Origin of the sequence: Streptomyces coelicoflavus, from assembly GCF_003112555.1 — a bacterium.
Taxonomy (GTDB): Bacteria; Actinomycetota; Actinomycetes; order Streptomycetales; family Streptomycetaceae; genus Streptomyces; species Streptomyces coelicoflavus.
On record NZ_BEWB01000018.1, the window covers coordinates 136,255 to 162,489 of the forward strand.

18 protein-coding genes and 1 pseudogene are annotated in these 26,235 nt (G+C 69.0%); 11 read left to right on the forward strand and 8 right to left on the reverse strand.

The window, feature by feature from the left end; genetic code table 11:
- Positions 1-140 precede the first annotated feature (140 nt).
- A complete protein-coding gene (locus Sco07f_RS35250) occupies positions 141-3,410 on the reverse strand; it encodes an SCO5717 family growth-regulating ATPase (protein ID WP_108990272.1) in 3,270 nt (1,089 codons plus the stop codon).
- Between the two features lie 453 nt (positions 3,411-3,863).
- Here Sco07f_RS35250 and Sco07f_RS35260 point away from each other — a divergent pair, with 453 nt between their 5' ends.
- Positions 3,864-5,393, forward strand: a complete 1,530-nt coding sequence (locus Sco07f_RS35260) for an outer membrane protein assembly factor BamB family protein (RefSeq protein ID WP_244942217.1) — start codon at positions 3,864-3,866, stop codon at positions 5,391-5,393.
- A 37-nt stretch (positions 5,394-5,430) separates the two neighbouring features.
- Here the strand turns inward: Sco07f_RS35260 and Sco07f_RS35265 are convergent, their stop codons facing one another.
- Together Sco07f_RS35265 and eccE are read right to left on the reverse strand one after the other, a co-directional pair.
- Complete coding sequence (locus tag Sco07f_RS35265) at positions 5,431-6,207, reverse strand: hypothetical protein (RefSeq protein ID WP_007387831.1); 777 nt, start codon at positions 6,205-6,207, stop codon at positions 5,431-5,433.
- On the reverse strand, positions 6,207-7,535 hold the full coding sequence (gene eccE, locus Sco07f_RS35270; protein WP_167468316.1) for a type VII secretion protein EccE: 1,329 nt from the start codon (positions 7,533-7,535) through the stop codon (positions 6,207-6,209). The genes Sco07f_RS35265 and eccE overlap by 1 nt, the downstream gene beginning before the upstream one ends.
- A gap of 220 nt (positions 7,536-7,755) precedes the next feature.
- On the opposite strand from eccE, the gene eccB reads away from it, so the two are divergent.
- Together eccB and mycP are read left to right on the forward strand one after the other, a co-directional pair.
- The gene (gene eccB, locus Sco07f_RS35275) at positions 7,756-9,282 is read left to right on the forward strand and encodes a type VII secretion protein EccB (RefSeq protein ID WP_108990276.1); all 1,527 of its coding nucleotides are present in this window, start codon (positions 7,756-7,758) and stop codon (positions 9,280-9,282) included.
- A gap of 82 nt (positions 9,283-9,364) precedes the next feature.
- On the forward strand, positions 9,365-10,579 hold the full coding sequence (gene mycP / locus Sco07f_RS35280; RefSeq protein WP_108990277.1) for a type VII secretion-associated serine protease mycosin: 1,215 nt from the start codon (positions 9,365-9,367) through the stop codon (positions 10,577-10,579).
- 34 nt (positions 10,580-10,613) lie between these two features.
- Here the strand turns inward: mycP and Sco07f_RS35285 are convergent, their stop codons facing one another.
- Genes Sco07f_RS35285 through Sco07f_RS35295 form a run of 3 tightly spaced genes read right to left on the reverse strand, consistent with a single transcriptional unit; the run spans position 10,614 to position 14,128 of the window.
- Positions 10,614-11,297 (reverse strand): hypothetical protein, encoded by a 684-nt coding sequence (locus Sco07f_RS35285; RefSeq protein ID WP_174855464.1) that lies wholly within the window; start codon positions 11,295-11,297, stop codon positions 10,614-10,616.
- Between the two features lie 33 nt (positions 11,298-11,330).
- A complete protein-coding gene (locus Sco07f_RS35290) occupies positions 11,331-13,676 on the reverse strand; it encodes a hypothetical protein (RefSeq protein ID WP_108990278.1) in 2,346 nt (781 codons plus the stop codon).
- Between the two features lie 20 nt (positions 13,677-13,696).
- A complete protein-coding gene (locus Sco07f_RS35295) occupies positions 13,697-14,128 on the reverse strand; it encodes a hypothetical protein (protein WP_108990279.1) in 432 nt (143 codons plus the stop codon).
- Between the two features lie 146 nt (positions 14,129-14,274).
- Between Sco07f_RS35295 and Sco07f_RS35300 the strand changes: the two genes are divergently transcribed.
- The 8 genes and pseudogenes from Sco07f_RS35300 (at position 14,275) to Sco07f_RS35335 (ending at position 21,009) form a co-directional block, all read left to right on the forward strand.
- Positions 14,275-14,961 (forward strand): hypothetical protein, encoded by a 687-nt coding sequence (locus Sco07f_RS35300; protein WP_159107020.1) that lies wholly within the window; start codon positions 14,275-14,277, stop codon positions 14,959-14,961.
- 375 nt (positions 14,962-15,336) lie between these two features.
- A pseudogene (locus Sco07f_RS35305) lies at positions 15,337-16,212 on the forward strand (helix-turn-helix domain-containing protein); the annotation flags it as partial.
- 92 nt (positions 16,213-16,304) lie between these two features.
- Positions 16,305-16,421 (forward strand): DUF397 domain-containing protein, encoded by a 117-nt coding sequence (locus Sco07f_RS41380; protein ID WP_439959708.1) that lies wholly within the window; start codon positions 16,305-16,307, stop codon positions 16,419-16,421.
- Between the two features lie 316 nt (positions 16,422-16,737).
- Positions 16,738-17,187: a DUF2563 family protein gene (locus Sco07f_RS35315; protein ID WP_108990281.1), complete on the forward strand. Its 450-nt coding sequence runs from the start codon at positions 16,738-16,740 to the stop codon at positions 17,185-17,187.
- A gap of 3 nt (positions 17,188-17,190) precedes the next feature.
- On the forward strand, positions 17,191-18,885 hold the full coding sequence (locus Sco07f_RS35320) for a WXG100 family type VII secretion target (RefSeq protein WP_108990282.1): 1,695 nt from the start codon (positions 17,191-17,193) through the stop codon (positions 18,883-18,885).
- Between the two features lie 54 nt (positions 18,886-18,939).
- Positions 18,940-20,199: a S8 family serine peptidase gene (locus tag Sco07f_RS35325; RefSeq protein WP_280524577.1), complete on the forward strand. Its 1,260-nt coding sequence runs from the start codon at positions 18,940-18,942 to the stop codon at positions 20,197-20,199.
- A 56-nt stretch (positions 20,200-20,255) separates the two neighbouring features.
- On the forward strand, positions 20,256-20,606 hold the full coding sequence (locus Sco07f_RS35330) for a WXG100 family type VII secretion target (RefSeq protein WP_174855465.1): 351 nt from the start codon (positions 20,256-20,258) through the stop codon (positions 20,604-20,606).
- 103 nt (positions 20,607-20,709) lie between these two features.
- Complete coding sequence (locus tag Sco07f_RS35335) at positions 20,710-21,009, forward strand: WXG100 family type VII secretion target (RefSeq protein WP_108990285.1); 300 nt, start codon at positions 20,710-20,712, stop codon at positions 21,007-21,009.
- A 69-nt stretch (positions 21,010-21,078) separates the two neighbouring features.
- Here the strand turns inward: Sco07f_RS35335 and Sco07f_RS35340 are convergent, their stop codons facing one another.
- Together Sco07f_RS35340 and eccCa are read right to left on the reverse strand one after the other, a co-directional pair.
- Positions 21,079-22,098 carry a hypothetical protein gene (locus Sco07f_RS35340; RefSeq protein WP_108990286.1) on the reverse strand — a complete coding sequence of 340 codons (1,020 nt, stop codon included), beginning with the start codon at positions 22,096-22,098 and terminating at the stop codon, positions 21,079-21,081.
- The gene (gene eccCa / locus Sco07f_RS35345; protein WP_108990287.1) at positions 22,095-26,069 is read right to left on the reverse strand and encodes a type VII secretion protein EccCa; all 3,975 of its coding nucleotides are present in this window, start codon (positions 26,067-26,069) and stop codon (positions 22,095-22,097) included. The genes Sco07f_RS35340 and eccCa overlap by 4 nt, the downstream gene beginning before the upstream one ends.
- Positions 26,070-26,235: the final 166 nt, after the last annotated feature.

Here is a 26,235-nt window from a genome sequence, read left to right on the forward strand (position 1 = left end):
ACCAACGTGTAACCCTCATTGGTGCAGACCACTGGTGCCTGCCTGGTGAGAGGGTGACGCCTGGGGCGGGCGTTACCGATCGCACACGCGAGAAGGCCCGCGCCGTGGGAACGGCGCGGGCCTTCGGAGGGGGCTGGAAGCTACTGCTGCGGCGGCGGAGGGGGCGCCTGCCCGGGCTGCCCCGGCTGTCCCGGCTGTCCCGGCTGTCCAGGGTGCGCCTGCTGTCCCTGTTGTCCCGGCTGCCCCTGCTGCGGGTACCCGTACCCCGGCTGGGCGTAGGGCTGCTGCTGTCCGTAGCCGGGCTGCGGATACGGCTGCTGTCCGGCTCCGGGCCCGGGCTGCGGCGGGTACGGCTGTCCCGGCTGCGGCGGGTACGGCTGGCCCGGCACCGGTTGTCCCGGCTGCGGTTGGGGCGGGTACGGCTGGCCGGGCGTCGACTGGCCCGGCATGGGCGGGGCGGCGACCGGCGGCGGGTTGCCGTCGGACGTCCACAGTCCGTGCGACTGCTGGTGGCGGACGAAGTCCTCGGCGACCATCGCCGAGAGGTTGAAGTACGCCTCCCGCACCTTCGGCCGCATCATGTCGAGGTCGACCTCGGCGCCCGCGGACAGGTGCTCGTCGAACGGGACCACGACGACACCCCGACACCGGGTCTGGAAGTGCCCGACGATGTCGTCGACCTTGATCATCTTGCCGGTCTCACGGACTCCGGAGATCACCGTGATGGAACGGGAGACGAGGTCGGCGTACCCGTGCGCGGACAGCCAGTCCAGCGTCGTACTGGCGCTGCTCGCGCCGTCCACGGAGGGCGTCGAGATGATGATGAGCTGGTCCGCGAGGTCGAGCACGCCACGCATGGCGCTGTAGAGCAGGCCGGTGCCCGAGTCGGTGAGGATGATCGGATACTGCTGGCCGAGCACGTCGATCGCGCGCCGGTAGTCCTCGTCGTTGAAGGTCGTGGACACGGCGGGGTCGACGTCGTTGGCGATGATCTCGAGCCCGGACGAGGCCTGCGAGGTGAACCGCCGGATGTCCATGTACGAGTTGAGGTGCGGGATCGCCTGGACGAGGTCACGGATGGTGGCCCCGGTCTCCCGGCGCACCCGGCGGCCGAGCGTACCGGCGTCCGGGTTGGCGTCGATCGCGAGGATCTTGTCCTGCCGCTCGGTGGCGAGCGTGGAGCCCAGCGCGGTGGTGGTGGTCGTCTTGCCGACACCGCCCTTGAGGCTGATCACGGCGATGCGGTAGCAGGACAGCACCGGGGTGCGGATCAGGTCCAGCTTCCGCTGCCGCTCCGCCTCCTCCTTCTTCCCGCCCAGCTTGAACCGCGAACCGCCGGCCGCCGGGCGGCTGCTCTTCGCCTTCTGCCGCTTGTTGTTCACCAGCCGGTCGGACGACAGCTCCACGGCCGCGGTGTAACCGAGCGGCGCGGCCCCCGGGTTGGTGGCCTGCCGCTGGTCGTGCTGCATGGGCTGCGGCCAGGCGGCACCGAGCCGGGGGTCGGAGGGCTGCTGTGCTTGATGCGGCTGCGGTGCCGGCGGCTGAGGCTGGTGGGGCTGGTGCGGCTGGGGCTGGTACTCCGGCTGCTGCCCTGGCTGAGGCATTGCCTGGGGCGCCTGGGGCGTCTGAGGTGCCTGGGGATTCGCCTGGGGCGCGTTGGGGCCCTGCCCCGGCTGGGCAGGTGGCATCTGCTGTGCCTGCGGGGGCTGCTGTGCGTGCGGTGTCTGTTGCGGCACGCCGGGGTACGGCTGCTGCGGCGACGGCCCGTGCGGCGCCTGCGGGAAGCCGTAACCGCCGGGCTGGGCGGGGGAGTGCGGCTGAGCCGGAGGCGCGGGCTGCTGAGCCTGGACACCGGGCTGGGGGAAGCCGTATCCGGTCGGCGGAGCGGCAGGCGGAGCGGCCGGCTGGTCGGGCGGGACCGGCGCGGCGGCCGGCTGGTGCCACCCGGCGGGCGCCGGCTGCGGGGCCTGCGGCTGGAACGGAGGCTGCTGAGCCGGAACCGCCGGCTGCTCGGGAGCAGCGGGAGTAACGGGGGCGGCGGGAGCGGGCTGCGGCTGTGCGGGCCACTGCTGGGCCGGCGCGGGCGCGACCGGCGGGTACGAAGGAGGCAGCGGCGGCATTCCGCCGGGTGCCGGGGGCGTGGCGTCCTGCGGAACGGCGTCCTGGGGCGCGCTGTCGGCGGGGAGCGCGGCGTCGGCGGGTGAGGCGGCATCGGCGGGCACCGCGTCCGCGGGCTCGTCGCCCGGCGCGTCCTCGGACACGGGCTCCGGGTCGGGTACGACGGCCGGGGCGGCCGGCTCCGGCTCGGCGTCCTGGACCGGCCCGCCGAGGCGGGGGTCGTCCTCCACGTCGCCGTCCCCGGCACTGGCGACCGCGTCGGACGCGTCGTCGGAAGCCATGTCGGCAGTGGAGTCGGAGTCGGAGTGGGAATGGGAGTCGGGGTCGGCGTCGTCCCGCCCGGTGGACTCCGAACCGCCGACGCCGCCCTCGGGCTCCGCGGTCCCGTCGGCAAGCACGGACACCTCGTCCGGAGTGTCCTCGGCCTCGTCGGAACCGGCGGCAGGCTCCGCCTCGGCGGCCTCCTCCGCGGCGGCCCGTTCGGCGATCTCACGCTTGAGGGCGACCGAGGAGAAGCGCATGGTGGCGCCGCTGTCGAGATCGCCGTTGTCGAGATCCCCGATGTCGGACTCGGGTTCAGCGGCTGCCACGGGCTCGGTGACCGCCGCGGGCTCCTCGGCCGGGGGCGGCGGAGCGGGGGCCTGGAGCTGGAACCCGCCGGCCGGAAACGCCGGCAGGGCGGTGGGAGACGCGAGCCCCGCGGCAGGCGCCGGGTCGGCCTCCGGCCCGGGCTCGGGCCCCTCAGGCGCCGACGGCTGCGGCTCGAACCCGCTCCCGACCGGCAGCCTGGGCACCCCGGCCGGCCCCCCGCTCGGCGGCGCCGGCGGCGTGAACGGCGCACCGGGCCCCGGAGGCGGAGGCGGCGTGAACGCGGTACCCGGAGCGGGAGCCGGTGGCGGCGTGAACGGCGCCCCCGGCGCGGGAGCCGGAGCGAAGGGAGCCCCGTTGGACGTCGCGTGCGGCGGCGGAGTCAGTCCCGGCAACGGCGGAACGGGACCGCGAGGAGCAGGCGGAACGGACGGCCCAGGCGGAACGCCCGGACCGGACGGAGAGGAGGAGACGGCCGAACCGGAGGTGTCGGCGGACGAAGCGGATGAATCGGAAGCCGCCCCGGCCCCCTCACTCTCACCCTCCCCGTGCCCGCTGTCGCCGGACGCGTTCTGCGTGTACCAGGCGGGCGGCGCGTAGTCGATGGTGAACTCGCCGGTCGTCTCGATGGAGGACTCCGCTTCGGGTTGGTCATCGCCGGGTGTGGCCCAGCCCCCGCGGATCCCGTCCCGGTCGCTGCTCACAGTTCCTCCTGGTGTGGTCGAGCACCCTCAAGCCGTGCTGGGGCGACCCTTGCTCGTCATTCGAAGTTGTCCGAGGTCGTCCGATCCACCGGTTCTCCCCCTGAGACGCCGACGCCCGCTGACGGGTTCTGGTGTCGCGCCCGACACCAGCCTAATCATCACGAGCCCCGCCCCGGCAGCCCCCGCCCTCCCTCGAAGTCCTGCCCATCGCGTCACAGGCGTTTCGGAAGCGTCACACCGTCTCATCTGCCCACCCCCGTAAGGAGGATGGCCACGTCCGTCACCACCCGGTTCCAACGAGTGATCGTGAGCACGGCATAGTTGGGGACGATCTCCGTCATCCCGTCGCACGAATTCCATGACAGAACCACCGGAATTCCCAGAAAGAGGAAGAGACCCCGAGTGAGCTTCGGCCCGCCCCCGTCCATGCCTTCAGGCCCACCGACCGCCGTTGTGCCCACGGAGAGCCGGCACGGCCCCCACGGCAGCGGCAACGGCACAGGACGGAAGGGCCCCCGGAAGCTGCTGATCGCGCTGCTCGCACTGGTCCTCGCCGGGACGCTGGGCACCGGCGGCTGGTTGCTGTGGGGACGCGGCGGCGGAGGATCCGACGCATCGGGCAAGTCGCAGGATCCGGTCGCACAGGGACCGCTCGACGTCCGTGAGACGGTCGAGAGACCGCCCGCGAGCATCAACGGCAAGATGGCCTTCCGGTTCACAGTGGACGACATGAAGCCCGGGGAGCATGTGGAGATGCCCGGGATGTGGGCCACGGACCGCATCCTCGCCAAGGGCATCAACAAGACACTCGTCGGCATGAGCATCGGCACCGACGCCGCGCCGGGCGACGAGAAGTGGCGGCTCGCACTCGACGGCCCGATCTGCGGCTACACACGCCACGTCACCGGCGACAACCGCACCGCCGTCCTCTTCCGGGCGAACGACCGGGCGGACGAAGCCCTGTGCAACCAGGTCGCCTTCGTCGACCTCGACGACGGCCGCTTGGTCTGGGAAGCCCGATTCCCCGTCTCCCAGGCCGGATCCGAGTCGGCCGACGCCCCGGGCACCGACAAGGACCGCCCCGGCGTGGCCGTCGCCCACGGCACTGTGGCCGTCACCTGGGGCGGTGGAACCCTCGGCTACGACATGAAGAACGGTGACACCCGCTGGTCCACGACAACCACCGCGCCCTGCCAGGACATGGGCGTCGCGGGCGGCCGCGGACTGATCGTCCGGGAACAGTGCGTGAGCGGCGAGGACCCGCTCTCCGTGGGAGTCTGGCGGTCCATCACGTACAAGCTGCGCAAGCTGGACCCGGCCACGGGCAAGGCCTTGTGGACCTATTCCCTGGACCAGGGCGTCCGCGACGTTCAGGTACCATCCGTCGACCCGGCGGTCATAGCCGTGTCCGCCGGTGACAGCGAGGTCACCGACCTCATCTCCCTCGACGACCAGGGCCACAACCGCGCCACCATCAGTCTCCGCAACGGCGCCTACGTCGCCGAGTGCCTCCTCACCGACTATCTCCTGATCGACGACTGCCCGACCATCACGGTGGGCAAGGACCAGGTCTTCATCCGGAGCAAGGACCAGCCCGAGGTACCGACGTGGAACTGGATCATCGGCTTCGACCTCGCCACCGGGAAGACCACCAAGAAGTTCGACTCCGGTCGGGGCGCACTGCTCTACCCGGTACGCATGAGCGGTGACCAGCTCCTGGCCCTACGGGTGAGCGAGGACAACATCGCCCCGAACTCGCTCGTCGCCCTGGAACCGGGCACGGACGAGGAGGTGCCGTACCTCTACTTCGGGCTGCCGTACGAGGCGCGACTGATGACGATGATGGAGCACAACGACATCATCGTCCAGAACGGCCGCCTCTTCTTCGGCGTCAAGTCCGCGCAAGTCCCCACCGATGCCAAGACCAAGCAGTGGATGTACCTCGTACTGGGCATCGAAGGCAGCGCACCGCAGAAGTCCTGACGGACCGCCCGGACCGATGGGGTGAGGCACCCGGTGATCAGTCCATCCGGCGCGCCGTGCCCAGCAGCCCGGTCTCCACATCGGTCGGCTGCGTCATCACGTACTGCCGGTCCCGCTCCGTACACCACAGGGTGACCCCGTCGGCGAGGGTCGGCAACGCCTCGTACTCGGAGCGGGGCAGGCCGGTCACCCGGCCGATCTCCGCCGCCTCGTCCGGTGAGACGCGCTGCACGCCCACCAGGCGCGCCTGGCGCATCAACCGCGGTGCGAGGGGACTCAGGTAGGGCAGCAGTGTCAGCACGGACTGCCAGGGCGCGGAAACCACCCGCCCGCGGGGTGGGCGCATGCCGCAGTCCCGGATGACGAGGACCGGAGCCGTCGCCGACGCGCCCTGGGGCGGGACCCGGCCCACCTCGTGCACGGTCATGCCGGACTGACCGCCGCCGACCGCCTGCACCACCTGAGCCCAGTGCGCCGGGCGACCGGTCTCCACCGCCACCCGGGCCCCGGTCGCCGCCACACGCAGCGCCAGGACCTGCGTGGTCCAGAGTCCGCCGATCAGCAGGATGTCGAAGGGCGTCGGGCGGTTCACCCCGAGCACGGCGGGCTGACCCTCGCCGTTGACCCCCACCACGACACCGTCGTCCCCGACGGGCAGACCGAGCGTGTCGACCTGCGCCATGGAGAGAGTGTGCCGCGGATGACGTGGGCCCAGGAGCCCGAACCCGGCCCGCAGACGCTCCCGGAGCGTCGCGACCGGCTGCCCCGGGATGGCCGCCGGGGGAGTGGGAGCGGTGGACGGCGTAGCAGCCATCAGCGGGCACCTCCGAGGGGCAGGGTGGCGAGCAGGCCGGGCAGCTGTTCACGGTCCAGACGCACGAGTCCGGTCCGCGCCTGGCGTGCGAGGTTCTCCAGACCCCGGCGTGCGTCGGCCAGCTCCTGGCTGCTGCGACCGGTCACCCGCACGTGCCCGGTGATCGCCACGTCCTGGTGCCCGCTCCGCGCCAGGGTGAGGCTGAACGAGGTCGCCAACGCGGGCACCGCGGTCAACTGGGCCACCAACTGGGGCAGACCGACACCCTGACCGCCCAACTGCGGCCAGCGGCGCACCCAGTACGTGGTGTGCCGCCGGTTGTCACAGCGCCAGCTGCGGCTCGACTCCTCGGTCCGCCGCAGGGGCGTGTCGCCCTGACCCGACTGGACGGTCACCATCGGGTTGGCGCACATCGAGGTGGCGAGGGCGGACGACACCTCTTCCTCGGTGAGCAGGTTCACCCGGAAACCGGCACCGGTCAGCCGGCTGGAGAGGTGCTCGGCCGACCGCACCAGGCACTTCTGCGCGCCCGGCAGTCCGCCGCCGCGCGCGGCCACCGCGTCGGGGCACAGTTCGGGATCGAGCTTCAACGCGATCCACATGATGCGGACGGCGGGGGCGGCGATCTCGGACTGCAACTGCGCGTAGTTGGCCACCACCACCGACTGCCGCGGCAGATGGGGCGCGGGCGCGGTCTGCGTGTGCAACACGATCTGCGCCGACTCCAGACGAATGCCGTCCACGTCGAGCGCGTCCCGAACCAGGGCCAGCGGGAGTGGTCTGCGGCCGCGCTCGGCGCGCAGCGCCCCGGCGTCGGCCTCCACCTGGAGCACGGCGGTGAGGAAGCCGCCGTCACCCACCATGCCGACCGGCCGACGATCGCGCTCGTCCCGGTGAACGAAGCTGTACGTGCGCAGGTTCGGCTCGCACTCCACCGCCGGGACCAGGCTGGGGTCGATGTCCTGCGGCACCGGAGTCTGCGGTGCCGCGCGCCGACGGGCGCGCAGGGCAAGATGGCTGGCCAGCCACTCGGGAAGTGAGCGCCGACGTCGACGTACCACCGCCAGCAGCACCAGCACCACGGCGACGGCGGCCGACGGCACCATCGCCACCGGCCCGACGAGCCAGCCGCACACCGCCAGCGCGGCGGCCAACTCGAGCAGTACCAACCGCTGCAGAACGGAGGAACCACCGCGGGCCGGCCGCGCCCGCAACTGCGGTGTGACAGAGGCTCGGACAGCCGACGCCGTGCGACCGGCGTCCGGCGGAGCGTCGGCCCGACGGGGCGCCGAATGCGTGCGTGACCGGGTCCGCGATGCGGAAGCCATCACTCCAAATCCCCCGAACTCTCACCGAAGACATCGTGCTCAGCACACGGCAGGCCCGGGAAGCCTACCCGTGGCTCCCGCACCGTTCGGCAACAGGCATAGTAGGTGCCGGGTCCGACAGCCGAGGTTCCGGAGGCAACCGGAGCGGGAGAGGGAATTCAGTGGCGTCCGCTGCGCCCCCGCTCCGCCAAGCCCGCGTACGGGGAGACGACGAACACACATGGCATCACGGCGCGATGAACTGAACGCCTACACCTTCGCGAAGCGCCGCACACTCGCGTCCTTTCTGCAGCCTTCACCCTCCGGCTCGGAGGAAGGCGCCCCCCGGCCGCTGCGGGCGATCGTGCCCGGCGCGGTCGTCGGCGTCGTCGTCCTCGCCGTGTTCGGTGCGGTCGGACTGTTCAGCCCGACCGCACCGAAGGGCTGGGACGACGTCGGAGGGCACGTGATCGTGGCCAGCGACTCCACGACGCGGTACGTCGTCCTGAAGACCGACGGCAGGAAGCAGTTGCACCCGGTCCTCAACATGGCCTCCGCCAAGCTCCTCCTCGACCCCGACAAGGACGGCGTCATCACGGTCGACGAGGGCGTCCTCGACAGCGGCGAGCCACCGCACGGCGCCACGATCGGCATCCCCTACGCCCCCGACCGCCTGCCCGGCCCCGACGAGGCCGAGAAGGCCAAGCGCTGGGCGGTCTGCGAACGCCCCGGCCCCGGCGGCCGGGCCATCCAGAAGGCGGCGTTCGTATTCGCCGAGAAGGAATGGCCCAGGACGGAGGGCAAGAACAAACTCGCCGGGGGCGACTTGATGTACGTCGTCGGACCGGACGGCACGTCGCCCTACGTGGTCGACTCCCGCGGCTCCGCCTACCCTCTGGCCGACCCTGCCGACAAGGAACTCCTCAAGGCCCTGGACACCCAGGGCCGGGCTCCGCAGCGCGTCTCCCAGGAGTGGCTGGACACCCTCCACAAGGGCGACCCGATCGAGATCCCGGAGATCAAGGGCACGCCCGGCGCGGACGCGGGAGCCTCCGACACGCTCGGGGAGTACAACAAGGTCGGCATGGTCATCAAGGCGTACGACGGCCGACGCATGCAGTACTACGTCGTGCAGAGCGGCGCCGTGGCCCGCGTCTCGGAGTTCACGGCCACCCTGCTCCTCAACAGCGGCGCCCTCGTCGATGTCGGGCAGGCAGGCGAGGCCCAGCAGGTCAGCCCGGGCGCGGTCGTCGACAGCGTCGAGTTCGAGGGGCAACGGAACTGGCCGTCGTACCGCCCGAAGACCGTCAACGACGGCACCTCCGCGAACTCCGGCCGCAACACCGTCTGCAACGTCCTGCGCTCGGTGAACACCAAGAACGGCACCACGACCCTGTCCACCTGGGCGAGCACCGACTTCCCCGCCCAACTGCCCACCGGCTCCTCCAGCGCCTACGTGACACCGGGATCCGGCCAGCTGTACCGCCAGTTCCAGGGCAGCGAGACGAAGGCGGGCGGGGTCTTCCTCGTCACCGACACCGGACTGCGCTACGCCCTGCAGTCCAACAGCGACAGCGCCGATGACGACAAGGGGATCGGCACCTCCGAGAAGAAGCGCGAGAAGCAGCTGAGCGAGTCCCGCATCGCCCAGACGCGGCTCGGCTACGAGAGCGTGGAACCCTCACCCGTCCCGGCCCAGTGGTCCACGTTCCTGCCCACCGGCCCACGCCTGTCCGAGGCGGCAGCACGCCAGCCGCAGGGCTCGTGACGAAGTGGCTCCCCGGAAGACGGAAAACATGCAGAAGCAGCGGACCAGCCCCCGCACCCGCACACGGAGCATGAGGACGGCCATGCTCACCGCCACCGTGCTGGCCGCACCGACCGTACTCACTCTCCTCCCGGCCGCCCCCGTGGCGCGTGCGGCCGAGTGCACCTTCCCCTCCAAGAACTACGAGGGCAGGCCCTGGTCCCTCCAGCGCGTCAACCTGGACGAGCTGTGGGCGCAGTCGAAGGGCAAGGGTGTCCAGGTCGCGGTGATCGACACGGGCGTGGACGTGAAGAACCCCCAACTCACCGACGCCGTCGACGCGTCGAAGGGCAAGAACTACCTGCCCGAGAAGAACGACAAGGGCGAGAAGATCGAACGGGGCAACGCCCACGGGACCACCGACACCGTCGGCCACGGCACACGCGTGGCCGGCATCATCGCGGCCCGCCCCGCCGAGGGCACCGGATTCGTCGGCCTGGCCCCGGAGTCCACGATCATCCCCATCAAGCAGAACGACGCGGAGGGCAACGGCACGGCCGGCACCCTGGCCACGTCGATCCGTTACGCCGTGGACGCCGGCGCCGACGTCATCAACATCTCCCAGGACACGGCCAAGGCGATCAAACCCGACTCGACCCTGGAGTCGGCCGTCGACTACGCCCTGGGCAAGGAGGTCGTGGTCGTCGCCTCGGCGGGCAACGACGGCCTCGGCGGCAAGGACAAGACGACCTACCCGGCTTCGTACGAAGGCGTCCTCGCCGTCGCATCCTCCGACCGCAACAACGAACGAGCGCCCTTCTCCCAGGCCGGCGAGTTCGTCGGCGTGGCGGCCCCCGGCGTCGACATGATCTCCACCGTCCCCGGCGGCGGCCACTGCTCGGACAACGGCACCAGTTTCTCCGCGCCCTACGTGGCCGGGGTGGCGGCCCTGCTGAAGTCGGCCTACCCCAAGTGGACCGCCGAGCAGATCGTCGCCCAGATCGAGCAGACGGCCGAACGCTCCATCCCCGGCCACGACCGCCTCGTCGGCTGGGGCGTGATCGACCCGGTCAGGGCCCTGACCGCCGTGGACCCCGCCCACCCGGTGGAGTCCCCCGCAGCCGAACAACCAGACGTCCACGCCATAGCCCCCGACGTCCCACCTCTCCACCTCGGCGAAACCGCAGAGGAACGCAACACCCGCCTGGGCACCTACGTGGCCGTCGGCGCCCTGGTCCTGGCAGCCGGCCTGGGCGGTACAGCGGTGGCGGTACGGGATTCGCGGCGGCGGGGTGGTGGAGGGCGGAGCCAGGAGTGACGGTGCCATAGTCCCCGTGGCGCCTCACCGGCGGCTACGCGGGATCCAGCACGGGCTTTGCGGGAAGCCCGCCGTTGTCCTTGCAGCCCAGTTCCTTGGCCATGGCCAGTGAGACGGAGTGGGCCACGGTCGCATAGGCGTCCTTCAGCGCCTGGATGTCACCTTCGGGCGTTGTCGGCGTGGCCCAGTGCCGCACCCCGATGACGACGTGAACGTCTGGCGGGAAGCCCAGCTTGTCGCTCTGGCATGCGAAAAAGACATAGGCCTTGTCCGCGGCCGTCACGGCCAGTTCTCCCATCTTCAGTTCGGTGAACTCCGGGGCCGAGTCACCTGTCGGAGGGCCGTCCGCCAGGTCCCAGGTGATTCTGAGGTCGAAGTCCGGGGTGCCGCGGGGCGTGTAGATACGGCAGATGTCGTTGTTCCCGGTGGCGCGCGGGTACGCGTCGGCAAGGTCTGCTGTTGCTTGCTTGACCGTGTACTCCTCCGCCGACGCTTCGAAGCGCGACGAGCCCGTGATCACCTTGAGTGACTTGGCCGCGTCGGAGGAGATGGCGCTGCCACCACAAAGCTCTGTTCCCGCAACGACCTTGTAGTCGTCTGGAACCCCGTCCTCGTCCCCGTCGTCTCCACAACCGGTGGCCGCTACGAGCAAGGCACCGGCCACGGCAATGGAGAGGAGCCTCCCGCGTACCGGTCCACGACTGATCACTGTCCCCATCCTTAAGTGTCTTCGGCCCTTCGTCCGCCGGTATCAGCCGGTCTCCGGACCGTTGCCCTGCTGATTCTCCCGGTCGTTACCGACCCCGTAACCGATCAGCATTGATTCGTGCAGGTCTTGATTGAAGTCGCTGTTCTCGTCCACGCCGTTGTATGCCAGGAACTCCTCCATCGGAGCCTCAGCCATACTCTCACCGGCAGAGTAGATCTTCTCCTTCTCCTTCTCGGTGAGGTCCTCGATCTTCTCCTTGTGCTCATCCACCGAGTTGTCGGACACGTCGCCGACCATCTGACTGATGAGCTGTTCCGCAGCCCCGCTGGCAGTGTCGGTGGCCAACGGGATGAGCACCGCAGCCGTGCCCACGGCCGCAGTCGCGGGCAGAAAGGCGACGCCCGCAGCGATGCCAGCTGTGGCTCCGAACTCGACCCAGCCCGCCCGCTTGGCGACCGCCTTCTCGTAGTCCTCGTGGGTCTTGAGGTTCGTCGCCTCCACCTGGTCGGCTCGGGACTGGTCAAGCATGCCTTGCACCTCGGCGCCCACACGCACGGTCGCCCTGGCAGCACCCTCAATGATTCCGTCCGGGCCGACGGTCCCCTCCAGCACGCTACGGGTGTAGACCTGCTCCGCGGTTGAAAGTGTCGCGTAGGCGTCTGGATGCTGCCCCAGAGTACTGAGGAAGCCCCGGACGACGCTCCGCCCGTTCCCGTCCACAGTGTCCGAGAAGTCGAGGTGCCCTTCCGGGTTCTTGCTCGGCGCGAAGACGCTCTCCTGATCGTTCTTGGCCAACGCCCAGTTGATGTCGTCGATGTAGCCGGCGCCCATGACCCCCAGGCTGTCGGCCATCGCCTCGTGGTGCTCCTTGAGGAGACCCGGGTCCTCGGAGTACTTCTCCATGACCTGCTGCATGACCGCGACGTTGGCCTCGTCGCGCACCACGTCGGCGTCCGGGTGCCCGGCCGGGTAGCCGAGGGTCGCCGACTCCAGGGCGTGGCCGAGGGCGTCGGGCATGTAGCCGAGCGAGGCCTCGAGCTCCTTCGGGTCGAGCGAGTTGACGTCGCCGAAGGACTCCCACTTCTCGTTGGTGAAGAAGTCGAGGTAGTTGTCGAACGCCTGGCCGTCCTTGTCCTTGCCGAGGTCGGCCGTCGCGCCGTGGTTGACCGTGCCGTCCTCGTTGTACGCGGTCGGCGGATCGGTGAAGAACTTCTTCGCCGCTTCCGGGCTGTTGCCGAGCGCCTCCAGCATGGCGGTGGTCGGCTCGTAGCCGGCGCCGTTCACTCCCGAGGGGTTGAACGGGTTCTTGAGCCAGCTGTTCACCATCTTGGTCTCGGCGAACAGGCCGGGGTCCTTGGCGTGCAGCTGCGCCACGTGTTCGGCGATCGGGTTGAGGAACTTCGCGTCGTAGTTGCCGTACCGCATGATCCCGCCGAGCAGCTGATACCCGAAGGGCCCGCCCGCATCGTGCTTGGACAGCGGGATGTGCTCGGTGCCCAGCTTGCGCAGCTCCGGGCCCCACTTGTCGGTGAACGCATTGTCGTGGGAGGCGGTGGCAAGGTTGAGGCCGAGGTTCTTCTGGAGCTCCTGGACGTCCTTGAGGCGCTCCGGGTCGACCTTGCTGTAGTCGTACGTGTCCGTGGCGAGCTGCCCGAAGAACGCGAGGGACTTCTCGGGGCCGAGCTTGTTGTAGAAGTGCGTGGAGAACTCCGCCGACGAACTGTTGTCCTTCAGCAGCTCGTTGAGCTTCTCCAGGTCCTCGTGCGAGATGTCCCGGCCCTTGGCCGCCAGGGCCGCGGCACGGTCGGCCTCCTCCTGGTCCAGCTTGGTGTACTTGGGGGCGCCGAAGTCCTTGCGGCCGGTGGCGTTGGCGGCGAGGGTGTTGTTCAGGGAGACGTCGGTGTCGTTGCAGTTGTCGACGATATCGTCGATCTTCTTCTGCCACGACTCGATGTTCTTCCGCTCCTCGTGCAGGAGCTTGCTGTAGTCGGGGTCGTGGCGTGCCGCGGGAATCTCGGACAGCGGCTGCTTCGCCGTGACCTTGCCCTTGCCGTCGACGCGGACACCGGCCGCGGGGCCCTCGTGGTCCCTGATGTTGACCAGGTCGTCCATGGCCTTCTTGATGGCCGTGTAGCCCTCGTGAAGGATCCGGTGCACGCCCTTGGCCTCGACCACGGCGTCCGCGAACTCCTTGACGGTCTTGGTGATGAACGTCTTGGTGACGCCGGCGTTGACGCCCTCCCAGGCCGCCTTGTCCGCCTTGGCCTTCATTCCGTCGCCGGCGTCGGTGGCGAGGGTGTCCAGCTTTCCCACCATGTCCGACCAGTCGTCGACGGCGGTCTTCAGCTTGCCCAGCGGGGCGTCGATGATGTCCTCGTACTTCAGCACGCTGCACGCTCCCCCGAGCCCTACTGCATGTATTTCGTGAGTACGGAGATCCGAGTCAGATCCCCTTCGACCTTTGCCTCGTCCTTGGCGTGCCGGGCCTTGCTGTAATCGAGGTGATTCGATATCTGTCCGCAGGCGTCCAGCAATGTCCGGAGATGGGTCTGCCAGTTGTCGTGCACCTTCAGCAGCCCCGAACCGCTCGCGAAGTTCCCGTTCGTCAGTGCCGTCGCCGCGTCGAACGTGGCGACCCGGGCGTGGTCACCGTCCTTCGTCAGCCGCCCCAGCAGGTCGTAGGCGTCATTGCCGATGGCGCCGAGGTCGTCCCGGTGGACCACCAGGTCCTTGCCGCCGCCTCCGCCTCCGCCGCCCTCGGCCGACAGGCTGTCGATCTGCATGCCGGTCCGCTCGGCCGCCGCCGTGTGCAGGTGAGCCCATTCTTGCTCGAACGTCATGAATTCCCCCATTTCCATTCGGGCAGGCCACTGCACCGCGCTCGCCCGGCCACCGACCTGATCACCTGTCGCTTATACCATCACCCGCCGACGGGGCGTTCGGCGAACGGTACCCGGGCCTCGCCCATGGATTAGCGTGAGGCCTCATGCGTATCGGTGGAAAGCTCGCGGGCGTGGCCCTGATCACGCTCGTCGCCGCAGGCTGCAGTGGGTCGGGATCGGCCGACGACAGCGCTTCCCGCCCCGCGGGCACCGCACCGCCGAAGAACGGCAAGCAACTGTCCGTCGCGATCACCTCGGCCGAGCCAGCACTCCTGACGGTGACGACACTGAGCGGCGCCCTGCCGCCGGAGCCCGCCGACGACGCCCCGTTCACCGAGCGGACGCTGTGGGAGTTGCGCAAGAAGACCGTGGCCATGGCCGGGACGCCCGGGAAGACCAGCGCCACGTGCGAGGGCGGCAAGGTGAGCGAGGAGCCGGGTGCCACCACGGGGTGCACCGTCACCTACGAGGGCCAAGAGGTCACCTGGTCGATCGAGTTCGAGAAGTTGACCGACGACCTGAACTCCTACGACATCACCAACGCCGGCCAGGCCGTGCTGACGGCGAAGTCCGTTTACGGCCAACTCTGGAGGGAGTACAACGGCGTAAGCAAGCATCTGCGCTGCGACAAGGTGCCGGACGTCGAAGGCGTCGCGTACGACCAGGACACCGGCCACCACTGTCAGTACGTCTCGACCGTCGACGGCGAGGCCCGATGGGTCGATGTCCCGGTGAGCGTGGGCGAGCACGGGGTCGTCTTCGACAACGGTCGGTCGCCGGAGTCCTTTTGAGGCGGTGAGATGGAGCGCCAAGGAGCGCGTGTGACGACGCCGCAACCGGGTGGAACGCCGGTACAGGGCCCCGACGAAGCCGCCGGTCACGTGGTCGGGAAGAGGCTGATGGGGCGGTCCGTGTCGCCGGCATGGCGGCGGAGGGCGATGACGTAGTCCTGGTGACCGTAGAGGCTGAGCCGCCGGATTGGCCCGAGGCCAGCGATCTCGCTGTTCGCGCCGCGCGCCGCGCTGGCCTGCACCTATCGTGAATCGTGACAATCCTGCTACATATCGTCACCGTCCAGGTCTTGTCCAGTCATGTCCGGGCCTACCGGGAAACGCGGTGCGGTAGGGCGACGTTGAGCCGATGCGCCACGACGAAGGGGCACGGGCATGGTGGCGATTGATGGCGACGCGGGGTTGCTCAGAAGTGAATCGGACGAGCCGGGGCGGGAGGTCGATCCCGACGACGAGTGGGGTGTCGCGGTCATCGAGACCGTGGGGCGGCAGCTGAGGCTGCGGCGTGAGGTGGTGGGGATGACAGTCCCGGACTTCGCGTAGGCGACCGGGTACGGCGAGGACCTGATCTACAAAATCGAGGGCGGGAGGCGGATTCCCCGCCCCGAGTACCTCGACACGGCTGACGAACTGCTGGGTGCTGGCGGGCTGCTCGCCGCCATGAAGGAGGACGTGGCGAAGGTTCGGTATCCGAAGAAGGTGCGCGAGCTGACTCGGCTGGAAGCCAAGGCGGCGGAGATCGGAGCGTACGAATGCAACAGCATCCCGGGCCTGCTGCAGACACCCGAGCATGCCCGGGCCCTGCTGGAGTGCCGGCAGCCCGCCTACTCCCCGGAGGACCCGGAACGCCTGGTGGCGGCGCGCATCGCACGCAGGGCGGTCTATGACCGGTGTCCGGCGCCGGCACTCTGCTTCGTCCTGGAGGGGGCGACGCTTCGCCGTCGCGTCGGAGGCACACGGGTGCGACGACAACAGGTCGAACGCCTCCTGGAGGTAGGGCTATTGGCTAACGTCACCCTTCAGGTGATGCCGATGAACAGCGGACCTCACGCTGGCATCGGCGGCAGGATCGAGGTGCTGAAGTTCGCGGACGGGACGGCGGTGGGCCGCTCGGACGGCGTCTTCAACGGTCGGCCCATTCACGAACCGAGGCAACTGCGCATCCTTGAACTGCGCTACGGCACCATCCGTGCCCAGGCGCTTCCACCGGGCGACTCAAGGGCCTTCATCGAGCAATTACTGGGAGAGACACGATCTACGAATCCACCGCCGGGGATGCAGTCGCACTGGCGTGGTTCAAGAGCAGCCACAGCAGCGGCCCCGACGGTGAAACCTGCGTCGAGATCGCGCATGCTCCCAGCGCCGTCCACGTCCGCGATTCGAAGAACGCCGAGGGTCCCACTTTCGCCGTGGGCAGTCAGGCATGGGGAGCCTTCGTGATGTACGGCGCGGAAGCCTGACGTTCCTGGCGTTCGTCCCCGGCTGTCAGGGGCCAGTGTGCGACGTGCCCGCCGCGACGTATGAGTACGAGTACTCATGGTGGAGGCGTGACGAAATGAGGCAGGCTTGGCGAGGACGAGCGCGAGGCCCCGGCTGCCGTAGTGATTGAACACGAAACCAGTGTGGGGTTGTAACGGGCCTGGCGTAAATGGCAGTTGGGCAGGAACTGCCCGGCGACTACAGTGACGAAGCCTTGAGGTTACGATCAGTTGCGGGCGCGAGCCGTTCAGTCTGGCTCGGCCGATGGGTGTACGGGGAAGCGGGGGAGGTAGCAGCATGCTTCCAGCTGACATGGTGGGAGGGGTGTCCGCCGCCAGGGCGGCCAACCTGGAGGTCACTGGCGAGGCGCTGTCGACGTTCGTGAAGCGGGTGGACAGCGCGCTTCGCAATCTTGAAGGGTCGGCGGGCGATCCGACGCGCATCGGCGCACAGAGGATCAAGCCCTCTTCACTCAACAGCGGCAGCACGGCCGCCTTCCCTGAGGCCCACGCGTTATACCTGCAGTACAACCGGGTCCACGAAGAGCTCACCAGCCTCTCGAAGACACTGCATCTTCAGATCGAGGCCATCGGCATCGCTGTCAGGGGCGCGCACGTGGGCTTCGACAACCTCGAAGAGGAACAGCGCCGCCGCTTCGCGCAGATCCAGACGGAGATCAGGAAGATCGAGGGCGCCAAGGGCGAAGCTCTGCACAGCAATCAGGCGGCTACCAGCGGGAGTCTCTAAACGATGTCCGACAAGCACCATGAGGCGGACTACGACCGAGTTTCTCAGCAGAACGCCGCTGCGGATCTGACCCGAGGCCTGGAAGAGCGCCCCTCGTTCAGGCTTTTCGGCGGCATGCTGAAGTCGGCTGTCGAATCGACGCCGCTGGGCTCGGCCATGAAGGGCCGAACAAACTTCGAGAACCACGACCTCAACGAGATGCTCGAGCTCGTGGAACAGACGAATCCGGAAGATCTGGAGAGCTCTGGCAAAGCACTGTGGGATGCACGGGACGCCATCAAGGAGGCCGCCAAGGAGCTGGACGGTCACATCGGTAACGTCCACTGGGTCGGCGAGGCGGGCGAAGCGTTTCGCAAGTGGGGGCGCTCTCTCGTCACCAGCACACACGCCCTGAGTACCTTTGCCGGCGGGGCAGGAGACCAGATCACCGCTGCCGCTGTGGGCTTGGCGAATGTGCGCACGGCCATGCCGGAACGTGATACGAGGCCGACGAGCAAGGCGCTGCGCCCCGAGCAGATTCCGACGCCTATGCAGGTCGATGGCAACAGCGAGTACGCAGCAGCGGTCCGTGTCGAGAAGAATCGCCAAGAGGCGATCAACCAGATGAACCGGTTGTCGTCCTACTACGCTGTGTCGGAGGAGATGCTGGCGGGGCTGGAACCGCCGACGTTCAAGGCTATGCCGGATGTGGGAGTTCCGAAGCCTCGAGTCGCGCGCCGCGTCGGCGTGCCGACCGATCCTCAGCCGCGTCGCACCCAGGGAAGCGAGAGCGGGAACTTCTCAGACGGTCATTCGACTTCGGTCATGGAGGGCCGGACTCAGCCGCATGCAGCGGACGGTTCAGTCGTTTCACCTGCGGGCATCACACGGCAGAATGTTTACACTGATGTTCCTGTCGGGACGAACATCGACAGTGTCGGCACGCCGACGCTTCCCACGTCTCCCGCTCCCGGTCACACGTTGCCGACCACGCTGCCCCAGGGCGACGGTGGTGGGCCTACTGGGCCGTTCGGTCCAGGTTTCGGCAGTCCGCTGCCCCGTGGCGGCCCTGGCCGGACCGATGGTGGAACCGGCCGTACCAAGGCACCGTTTTCCGCTCAGGGGCGTGTGACTCCTCCCAGTTCGGGTGGGGGCCCGGGTCCGGGACGTCCGGGCAACCAGGGTCCCTTCAATCAGGTGGGACGTCCGACGCCTGCTGGGCAGCAGCCGGGGGCTAAGGGGATCACGTCAGGAGCCAAGCCCTCCCCCGTGGGGCACGGGGTGAGCGGCGGTACACCACGTCCCAATCCCACGATGGCGCCGAGACCGGCGAGTGGCCCGGTCACTGGAGCCGGCCGGACCGGTGGTGTGGTTGGCGGTCGGCCAGCGAGCACTACAGGCGTAGCGGGACGAAGTGGTCCGAAGCTGCCCCGTGGCACGGTCGTCGGGGCCGACGCCGGGTCGCAGTCGGGAAAGGGCCGCTCCGCGGCGAAGCCCGGTATCACCGGTGCGCCCGCGGGGTCGAGGTCTGCCGCCCGCGCCGAACGGAACGGCATGACCCGTGGTGGTGCGGGGCTCGTACGAGGTCCCGGCGGACGTGGGCGCGGTCGTGACGAACGCAGGGAGGAAGGCGCGGAGCGCCCCGACTACCTGGTCGAGGACGAAGAGACACACCTGCCTACGAATCCGCGGCGCGATGTGCCGCCGGTTGTCAACTGAGCGCGAGCGAGGACTCATCCCATCATGAAGTCAGCAACACGCCGAGGGCTGCGAGTGCGCGTAGGGGGCTCTGTCGCGAGCGCCCTGATCGTCGTCGGCGTGAGCTTTGCTCCTGGTGCCACTGCGGCCGACGTGCAGTCGGAGCAGTGGTACCTGGGGCCGATGCAGGCCGAGAAGATGTGGAAGACCAGCACGGGGGAGGGTATCAAGGTCGCCGTGATCGACACTGGCGTGAACCCCGACACGCCTTCCCTCAGAGGCCGGGTCCTGGCCGACGAAGTGCCGAAGCAAGTTGCGTACGGTGCCACGGACGATGATGTTGGCCATGGGACGACCATGGCAGAGTTGATCGCTGGTAGCGGCGCGGACGGGCGACTCCAGGGCCTGGCGCCTGATGCGCAAATTGTGCCGTACAAAGCGGCATTGGGAGACTCGCCCAGCGCCAAGGATGATGAATTGGCGCCCACTTTGCAGGAAGCAATCAGGGCCGCTGCGGACACCGACGTGCGCATCATCAGCATGTCCGTCGGAAACGAGTTCTACGGGGCAGGAGAAGCAGCAGCGGTAAGGTATGCCGCATCCAAGGGAAAAGTCCTGATCGCGAGCGTCGGCAACAGTGGCCAGGACAGTGGCTACATCGAATATCCAGCGGCGTACGAATACGTTATTGGTGTGTCGTCGATCGACGAGAAAAGTCGCATCTCGGACTTCGGTCAGTCGGGTGGCCAGGTCGACTTGGTGGCGCCGGGTGAAGGCCTGCCCGCTTATTGCAATGGGAACTTCCACGAGTACTGCCACAACCTCAACGGCACCAGTTTCAGCACCGCCATCACCTCGGCCGCAGCCGCCCTCATCTGGTCCGCGCACCCGGACTGGACGGCGAACCAGGTCACCCGCTCCCTGATCGACACGGCCGGTCGCAAGTGGCCCAAGGACAAGCCGACCTCGACCGCCGGCTACGGAACCATCCGGCCTCGGTCGGTGCTGGCGAACCCGGACTACGACCCCGGCGAGCCGTACTCCGACCCGCTCCGGAAGGAGAACACGCAGGAGGGGGAGAAGCTGGTCACGGAGATTCCGCCGGCGTCCGCCTCCGCCAAGCCGTCCGCGGGGACAACAGCCGCGTCACAAGGTGCGGAAGGGGCGCCCAAGGACGAGCAGGCGGCTGCAGGATCGGATGACGCGAAGACCGTGGCGTCGGACGCGTCGAACGACAGCGGCAGCACGCTGTGGATCGCGCTCGGCGCCGCCGCAGCCGTGGTCGTGCTCGGAGGCGGCGCCTTCGCCGTGCTGCGGGCGAAGCGCGCGAACTGACACCGGCGTCGTCGGTGTCGTAACGAGAAAAGGAACAGGGAGGGCAGGGGCGGATCATGGCCGACCAGAAGCTCGAAGACCTAGCCGTAGACAAGCTGCAGAAGGACATTTACGAGAAGTTCGAGAACATCCGCAAGCGGGTGCACAATCTGCAGGGCGTGATCGACACTCTCGAGACTGGTGGTCAGTGGCAGGGCGTCGGCCGTGCCGCGTTCGACAAGAAGCAGCTCGAGATCAACCAGTCGCTGCAGAACATGGGCCGCATCCTCGCGGACGTCGTGGACGGGATCACCGCGACGCGCAAGATCAAGGACAGCAAGGAAGACGAAGTCCTTGCCGCCGTGAACAAGATCGACGTCTACGAAGGTGCTGCCTCGCTTCGGTCGTCGCCCCTCAGCTCGTTCTGAGAGGAACGGCCACTAGGGCGCCGAAGAACTGTTTGGGCACCATTCGGGATGCAGACATCAGCTACAGCCGGAGCATCTCCGGAACGAAACGAGGTAGGCAGAGATGGGGCGTAACGCCGACGGTCTGGCGGTAACGTACGACGGACTCGACTTCGCGGCGACGAACCTCGCCAACGAGGCGAAGCTCCTCGACGAGGACATTCAGCATCTCACCAAGCTGGTGCAAGACTGCCAGCAGTACTGGGAGGGCAAGGCCCACGGCGCCTTCAACGTCAAGCTGGCGGCCTGGCGCACGGAGACCACCGCCATTCACGAGGCCCTCATGGGCATCGGACATGTCGTCGGCACCTCCGGCGGTACGTACATGGAGGGCGACCTGGCGGCGTCCAAGTACCTGCAGTAGGCGCAAGGACAAGCAACGAGGGTGGGCGTGCGCGGGAGACGCCCACCCTCGCGGTGTTCGAGGCCGCCGTCAGTCGGGCAGCTCGAGGTCCGTACAGCCGTGCCGGGCCGCCGACCGCTCGGCGAAGGTGCGCAGGGCCGAGCGGAGGAACTGCTCCGTCGGAGCGGCGTAGACCGTCGCATGGATGCGGAAGACGGCTGGAACGGTGCTGCCGGGGCAGGACGCCGTCGCCGTCGCGCTGTCGTGCGTGAGGCCTGGTTCTGGCCACTGCTCGTCGTGGTCGGCCGGCCGGAGACGCTGTGCGTAGGGGCCGAACGATGCCTCCATGGAGTACAGGATTTCGTCCCGCGCCTTCGTCTCGCCCAGCAGACAGAGTTCCAGCGGTGAGCTGTCCGAAGCCACGCTTCCCTGGACCCAGTTGACCCACTGGGTCTCCGGTATCTCGAGGCCCTCGCAGGTGCCCGAAGCACCGGCCGCGGCGTATTGCTCGTTCGAGAGCGAGAGTTCCGGTATGTGTCCGCCGAAGGACGCCTCGCACGACTCTTGGTCGGCCGCCTTGCGCGCGACAGCGGTGGCCAGCTCCCCCACGGCTCGGCTTTCGTCGCCGTTCCCGTGGGATTCATCGCCCGCGATGTTCACCACCAGGGACGCGTCCTTGTTGGTACAGGGCAGTACGACAGCCGTGGTCCGCCCGTCCGTGAAGCCGCGCCAACCGCCGCCCAGGCCCACGGGCAGGTGGTCCGACGCCTCTCGGTCCAGAGTGCTCAGCATGTCGGCTACGACGTCCGAGCGGGTCGCGTCGGCACGGATCAGTCCGACACTCACCGCCAGGTCCGCGACGCGGCAGGAGCGGAAACGGTCCTCGCCGAACCCGTGTTCCGCGTCATGCGAGAGGCCGACCTCGGTGTTGAGGCCGGTGAAGACAGCCGACTCGTCGTACGGGATCAGTCCGCCGCAATACGTCGCGAGCTTGTCCTCGTACCGCCAGCCTCTGCCGGTGTCGCTCACCTGATACCAGACGTACGCGGCCGTGAGGGCGAGCACCAGGGGGAGGACACCGAAGAGCCCGGCTTTCCGGAGTACTCTCACGTCTGGTGCCCGTCCTCCACCAACCCCACCTGCACCAACGGCTTCCCCCGCCGCCGCGACACGAACACGCCCCGGCCCGGCGGCATCGGACGCGGCCGCACCCCGCCCAGCAGGTCGCCCTCGGCCGGGTCGCCGCCGAGAACGACGCCCTGGGCGCCGAGTTCCTTGAGGCGCTGCGTGAAGGCCTCGTAGCCGGCGCGGCCCGCGCCCGCGGTCGAGCGGGCGATGATGAAGCGCACGCCGACGTCGCGGGCGAAGGGCAGGAGCTCGGTGAGGTGGGCCAGCGGGTTGCCGCTGGACGTGGCGACCAGGTCGAAGTCGTCGATGATGATGTACACCGTCGGCCCCTGCCACCAACTGCGGTCGCGCAACTGCTCCGGCGTGACGTCGGCGGTCGGCGTGCGGCGCTGCATCAGCTCGGCCAGCGCGTCCATGTGATGTTGCATCTGGTTCGACATGGGCACGTACTCGGCCAGGTGCGACGGCGGGGTGACGCCCAGCAGCGTACGGCGGTTGTCGATGACGAACAGCTTGCAGGAGTCGCCGTCGTAGCGCTCGGAGAGCCGCCGGATGAGGAGCTTCAGCAGGTTCGACTTGCCGGACTCGCTCTCGCCGAAGATGAGGAAGAACGGGTCCTGCTCGAAGTCGACGAACACCGGTTCCAGGTTGTCCTCGTCGAGTGCGAAGGACACCCCCCGTCGCGGGAACCGGTCCCCCGGGGGGAGCTGGTGCGCCGGGAACTCGCGCGGCAGCAGCCGCACCGCTGGCGCACCGGGCTGCTGCCAGTGCCGGGTGACCTCGCTTCCGAGTGCCTGTGTGGCCTCGGCGAGGTCCGTGTCGGAGGAGAGCCCGTCGATGCGCGGGACCGCCGCCATGAAGTGCTGCTTCTGCGGCGTCTGGCCGCGACCGGGCACGCCCGTCGGCACGTTCGCCGCGACCTTGCGGTCGAACTCCGAGTCCATGGTGTCCCCGAGCCGCAGTTCGAGGCGGTTCATCAGGTGGTCCTTGAGGTTGCTGCGAACCTCCATGGAGCGGGACGCGGTGAGGATCACGTGGATGCCATAGCCGAGGCCGCGTGCCGCGATGTCCAGGACCAGCGGCTCCAGTCCGTCGTAGTCCGTGCGGAAGTTGCCCCAGCCGTCGATGACGAGGAAAACGTCGCCCCACGGCTGGTCGGTCACCGAGATGTCCCCTCGCGCACGGCGGGCGCGGAACTCCGCGATCGAGGAGATGCCGGCCGTGCGGAAGTACTCCTCGCGTCGGGTCAGCACGCCGTAGACCTCGGCCGTCGTACGCCGTACCTTCTCGGGGTCGAGACGTGAGGCCACGCCTCCGACGTGGGGCAGACCGGCCACCGCCGACAGACCGCCACCACCGAAGTCCAATCCGTAGAACTGCACTTCGTGCGGAGTGTGCGTGAGCGCGAAGGACGCGACGATCGTGCGCAGCAGTGTCGACTTGCCGGACTGCGGGCCGCCCAGGATCTGCATGTGACCGGCCGCGCCGCCGAAGTTCAACCAGAGCGGGTCCCGGCGCTGCTCGTACGGCTTGTCGACGATGCCGGCGGGCACGACGAGCTGCCCCGCGCCCTCGTACCCGGGCTGGGTCAGCCCGCGCCCCGCCACCTGGGCGAGGCCGGGCAGCAGGGTGTCGAGCGACGGCGGGCTGTCCAGCGGGGGCAGCCACACCTGGTGGGCCGCCGGACCCTGCGCCTCCAGGCGCCGGACGACGACGTCGAGCACGGTGTCGGCGAGGGCGTCGCCCGTCTCGTCCGGAGTCTCCTCACGCTGCGGCGGCACCGCCAGGTAACGCACCGGGACCTCGGCGGCGGTGAACAGGACGGGACGCCGGTCGACCGGTCGGGGACCGCCGGGTGCCGCCGCCTGCTGAGCAGTCGTGCGGTACACGCCCGAGACGTAGGCGGCCTTGAAGCGCACCATTTCGTCCGTACCGAACTTCAGGAAGCCGGAACCGGGGACGTTCGGCAGTTCGTAGGCGTCCGGGACACCGAGAGCGGACCGGGACTCCGCCGCGGAGAAGGTGCGCAGACCGATGCGGTACGACAGGTAGGTCTCCAGGCCGCGCAGGCGGCCTTCCTCCAGGCGCTGCGAAGCGAGCAGCAGGTGGACACCCAAGGACCGGCCGATACGGCCGATCTGGACGAACATCTCGATGAAGTCCGGCTTCGCCGTGAGCAGCTCGCTGAACTCGTCGATGACGAGGACGAGGGAGGGGATGGGCTGCAGCGCGGCGCCGGCCGCTCGGGCCTTCTCGTAGTCGTGGATGTTGGCGTAGTTGCCCGCGTCCCGGAGCATCTCCTGACGGCGGTTGAGCTCGCCGCGGATCGAGTCGCCCATCCGGTCGACCAGGGTCAGGTCGTCGGCGAGGTTGGTGATCACGGCTGCCACGTGCGGCAGTTGCGCCATGCCGGCGAAGGTCGCGCCGCCCTTGAAGTCGGCGAGTACGAAGTTGAGGGTCTCGGAGGAGTGGGTCACCGCCAGGCCGAGGACGAGGGTGCGCAGCAGCTCCGACTTGCCGGAACCGGTCGCGCCCACGCACAGGCCGTGCGGACCCATGCCCTCCTGCGCCGCTTCTTTGAGGTCGAGCATCACGGGCCGGCCGTCCTCGCCGACGCCGATCGGCACCCTGAGCCGTTCGGACTGGGAGCGGGGCCGCCAGGTCCGACGCGGATCGACGGATGCGGCGTCGCCGAGGTTGAGGAGGTCGGTGAACTCCAGGTTGGCGAGCAACGGCTCGTCGTCGTCACCGCCCGTGCCCGCGCGCAACGGCGCGAGCTGCCTCGCCAGGGCCTCCGCGCTCTCCTGGGACAGGATGTCGGGGGTGCCCTCGTAGACCGCTCCGTGGACGGCCTCCAGGCGGAGTTCGTCCGGCTGCACGACGACCGAGAGGTCTCCGCGTCCGGTGGTGAGGGTGCCGGGGACCAGCTCGAGGACTGTCACCCCCTGCAGGCCCTCGGGGCTCGCCAGCAGCGACGTCGGTGGCAGGGAGACCCCGTCGAGGACGATGACCAGGTGAGGCTGGTCGGGCACCGGGCGGCTCTGTGGATGGAATCGGGGGCGGCCTTCGAGACGCGCGCCGAGCAGCTCTTCCAGCGCGGCCGGATCGGCCGTCATCAGACGCCGGGAGCCCGCACCGTCCGCCTCGCCCCCCGCCTGAGCGTGCGGGAGCCACTTGGCCCACTCCCATTCCGCCGCCGCCTCCCGCCCCGTGGCGACCGCGATCACCAGGTCCTCGGGGGAGTGCAGCGCGGCGAGTGAAGCAGTGACGGCCCGCGCCGTGCCGCGCACGGTGACCGGCTCGCCGCTGATCGTCAGGTGGTAGAACGCCCGCAGGGAGACCGCCATCGGGAGGTGCTCGAGGGTGCTGTGTGTGGCGAGGAAGCGGTGCATGGCACCGGCGGTCAGCGGTTCCAGCTCGTCCACCGGAGCGGTCTCCGGGGGTACCAGGGGAGTAGCCAGGGCCTGCGGGCCGAGACCCACGCGCACCTGGGCGAAGTCCTCGTCGCCCGTGCGCCGCTCCCAGAGCCGGCTGCCCTCGGCGACCAGCGCCCACAGCTGGTCCGGCGAAGGATGCAGGTAGTACTGCGCGTCACGCTGGGCCTTCGCCGTCTCGTGGGCGGTGCGTCTGGTCTGCGACAGATACCGGAGATAGTCCCTGCGCGTGTCGGCCATCTGGCCCTGGTTGCCGCGACGGTAACGCACCAGCATCGCGATGCCCATGGCGATCGTGGACGCGATCATCACCATGCCCATGATCTTCATGATGGGCTGGGCCGAGGGGTTGAAGAAGAACACCACGGACCCCCCCATGCCGAGCATGGGCAGGAGTTGCATCCACGCGCCCTCCTGCTGTCCGCGCGGCAGCTCCGGCGGCGACTGAAGGTGGACCTCCTCCGTGGGCACGTTCTTCGGCAGCGCCCGAGGCGGACGCTTGACGACGATGTGGCTCACTCCGCACCAATTCCCTTGCCGGCCCGAACTGTTCCGTCCACCGTCCGTCTACCGGTGCACGTCGATCGCGAAGAGCGATCCTACTGACACACACGGACAACAGTGGGCGGTAGGGTGCCTGTGCGACGCGTGAGCAGTTGCGAACCTGCCCGGAGAGAAGTGAATC

Coding starts and splice junctions, on each gene's coding strand:
- Sco07f_RS35265 (WP_007387831.1), bottom strand. CDS start 6,207: ATGGCTGCTACGCCGTCCACCGCTCCCACTCCCCCGGCGGCCATCCCG.
- eccE (WP_167468316.1), bottom strand. CDS start 7,535: ATGGCTTCCGCATCGCGGACCCGGTCACGCACGCATTCGGCGCCCCGT.
- eccB (WP_108990276.1), top strand. CDS start 7,756: ATGGCATCACGGCGCGATGAACTGAACGCCTACACCTTCGCGAAGCGC.
- mycP (WP_108990277.1), top strand. CDS start 9,365: ATGCTCACCGCCACCGTGCTGGCCGCACCGACCGTACTCACTCTCCTC.
- Sco07f_RS35285 (WP_174855464.1), bottom strand. CDS start 11,297: ATGGGGACAGTGATCAGTCGTGGACCGGTACGCGGGAGGCTCCTCTCC.
- Sco07f_RS35295 (WP_108990279.1), bottom strand. CDS start 14,128: ATGACGTTCGAGCAAGAATGGGCTCACCTGCACACGGCGGCGGCCGAG.
- Sco07f_RS35300 (WP_159107020.1), top strand. CDS start 14,275: ATGCGTATCGGTGGAAAGCTCGCGGGCGTGGCCCTGATCACGCTCGTC.
- Sco07f_RS35315 (WP_108990281.1), top strand. CDS start 16,738: ATGCTTCCAGCTGACATGGTGGGAGGGGTGTCCGCCGCCAGGGCGGCC.
- Sco07f_RS35320 (WP_108990282.1), top strand. CDS start 17,191: ATGTCCGACAAGCACCATGAGGCGGACTACGACCGAGTTTCTCAGCAG.
- Sco07f_RS35330 (WP_174855465.1), top strand. CDS start 20,256: ATGGCCGACCAGAAGCTCGAAGACCTAGCCGTAGACAAGCTGCAGAAG.
- Sco07f_RS35335 (WP_108990285.1), top strand. CDS start 20,710: ATGGGGCGTAACGCCGACGGTCTGGCGGTAACGTACGACGGACTCGAC.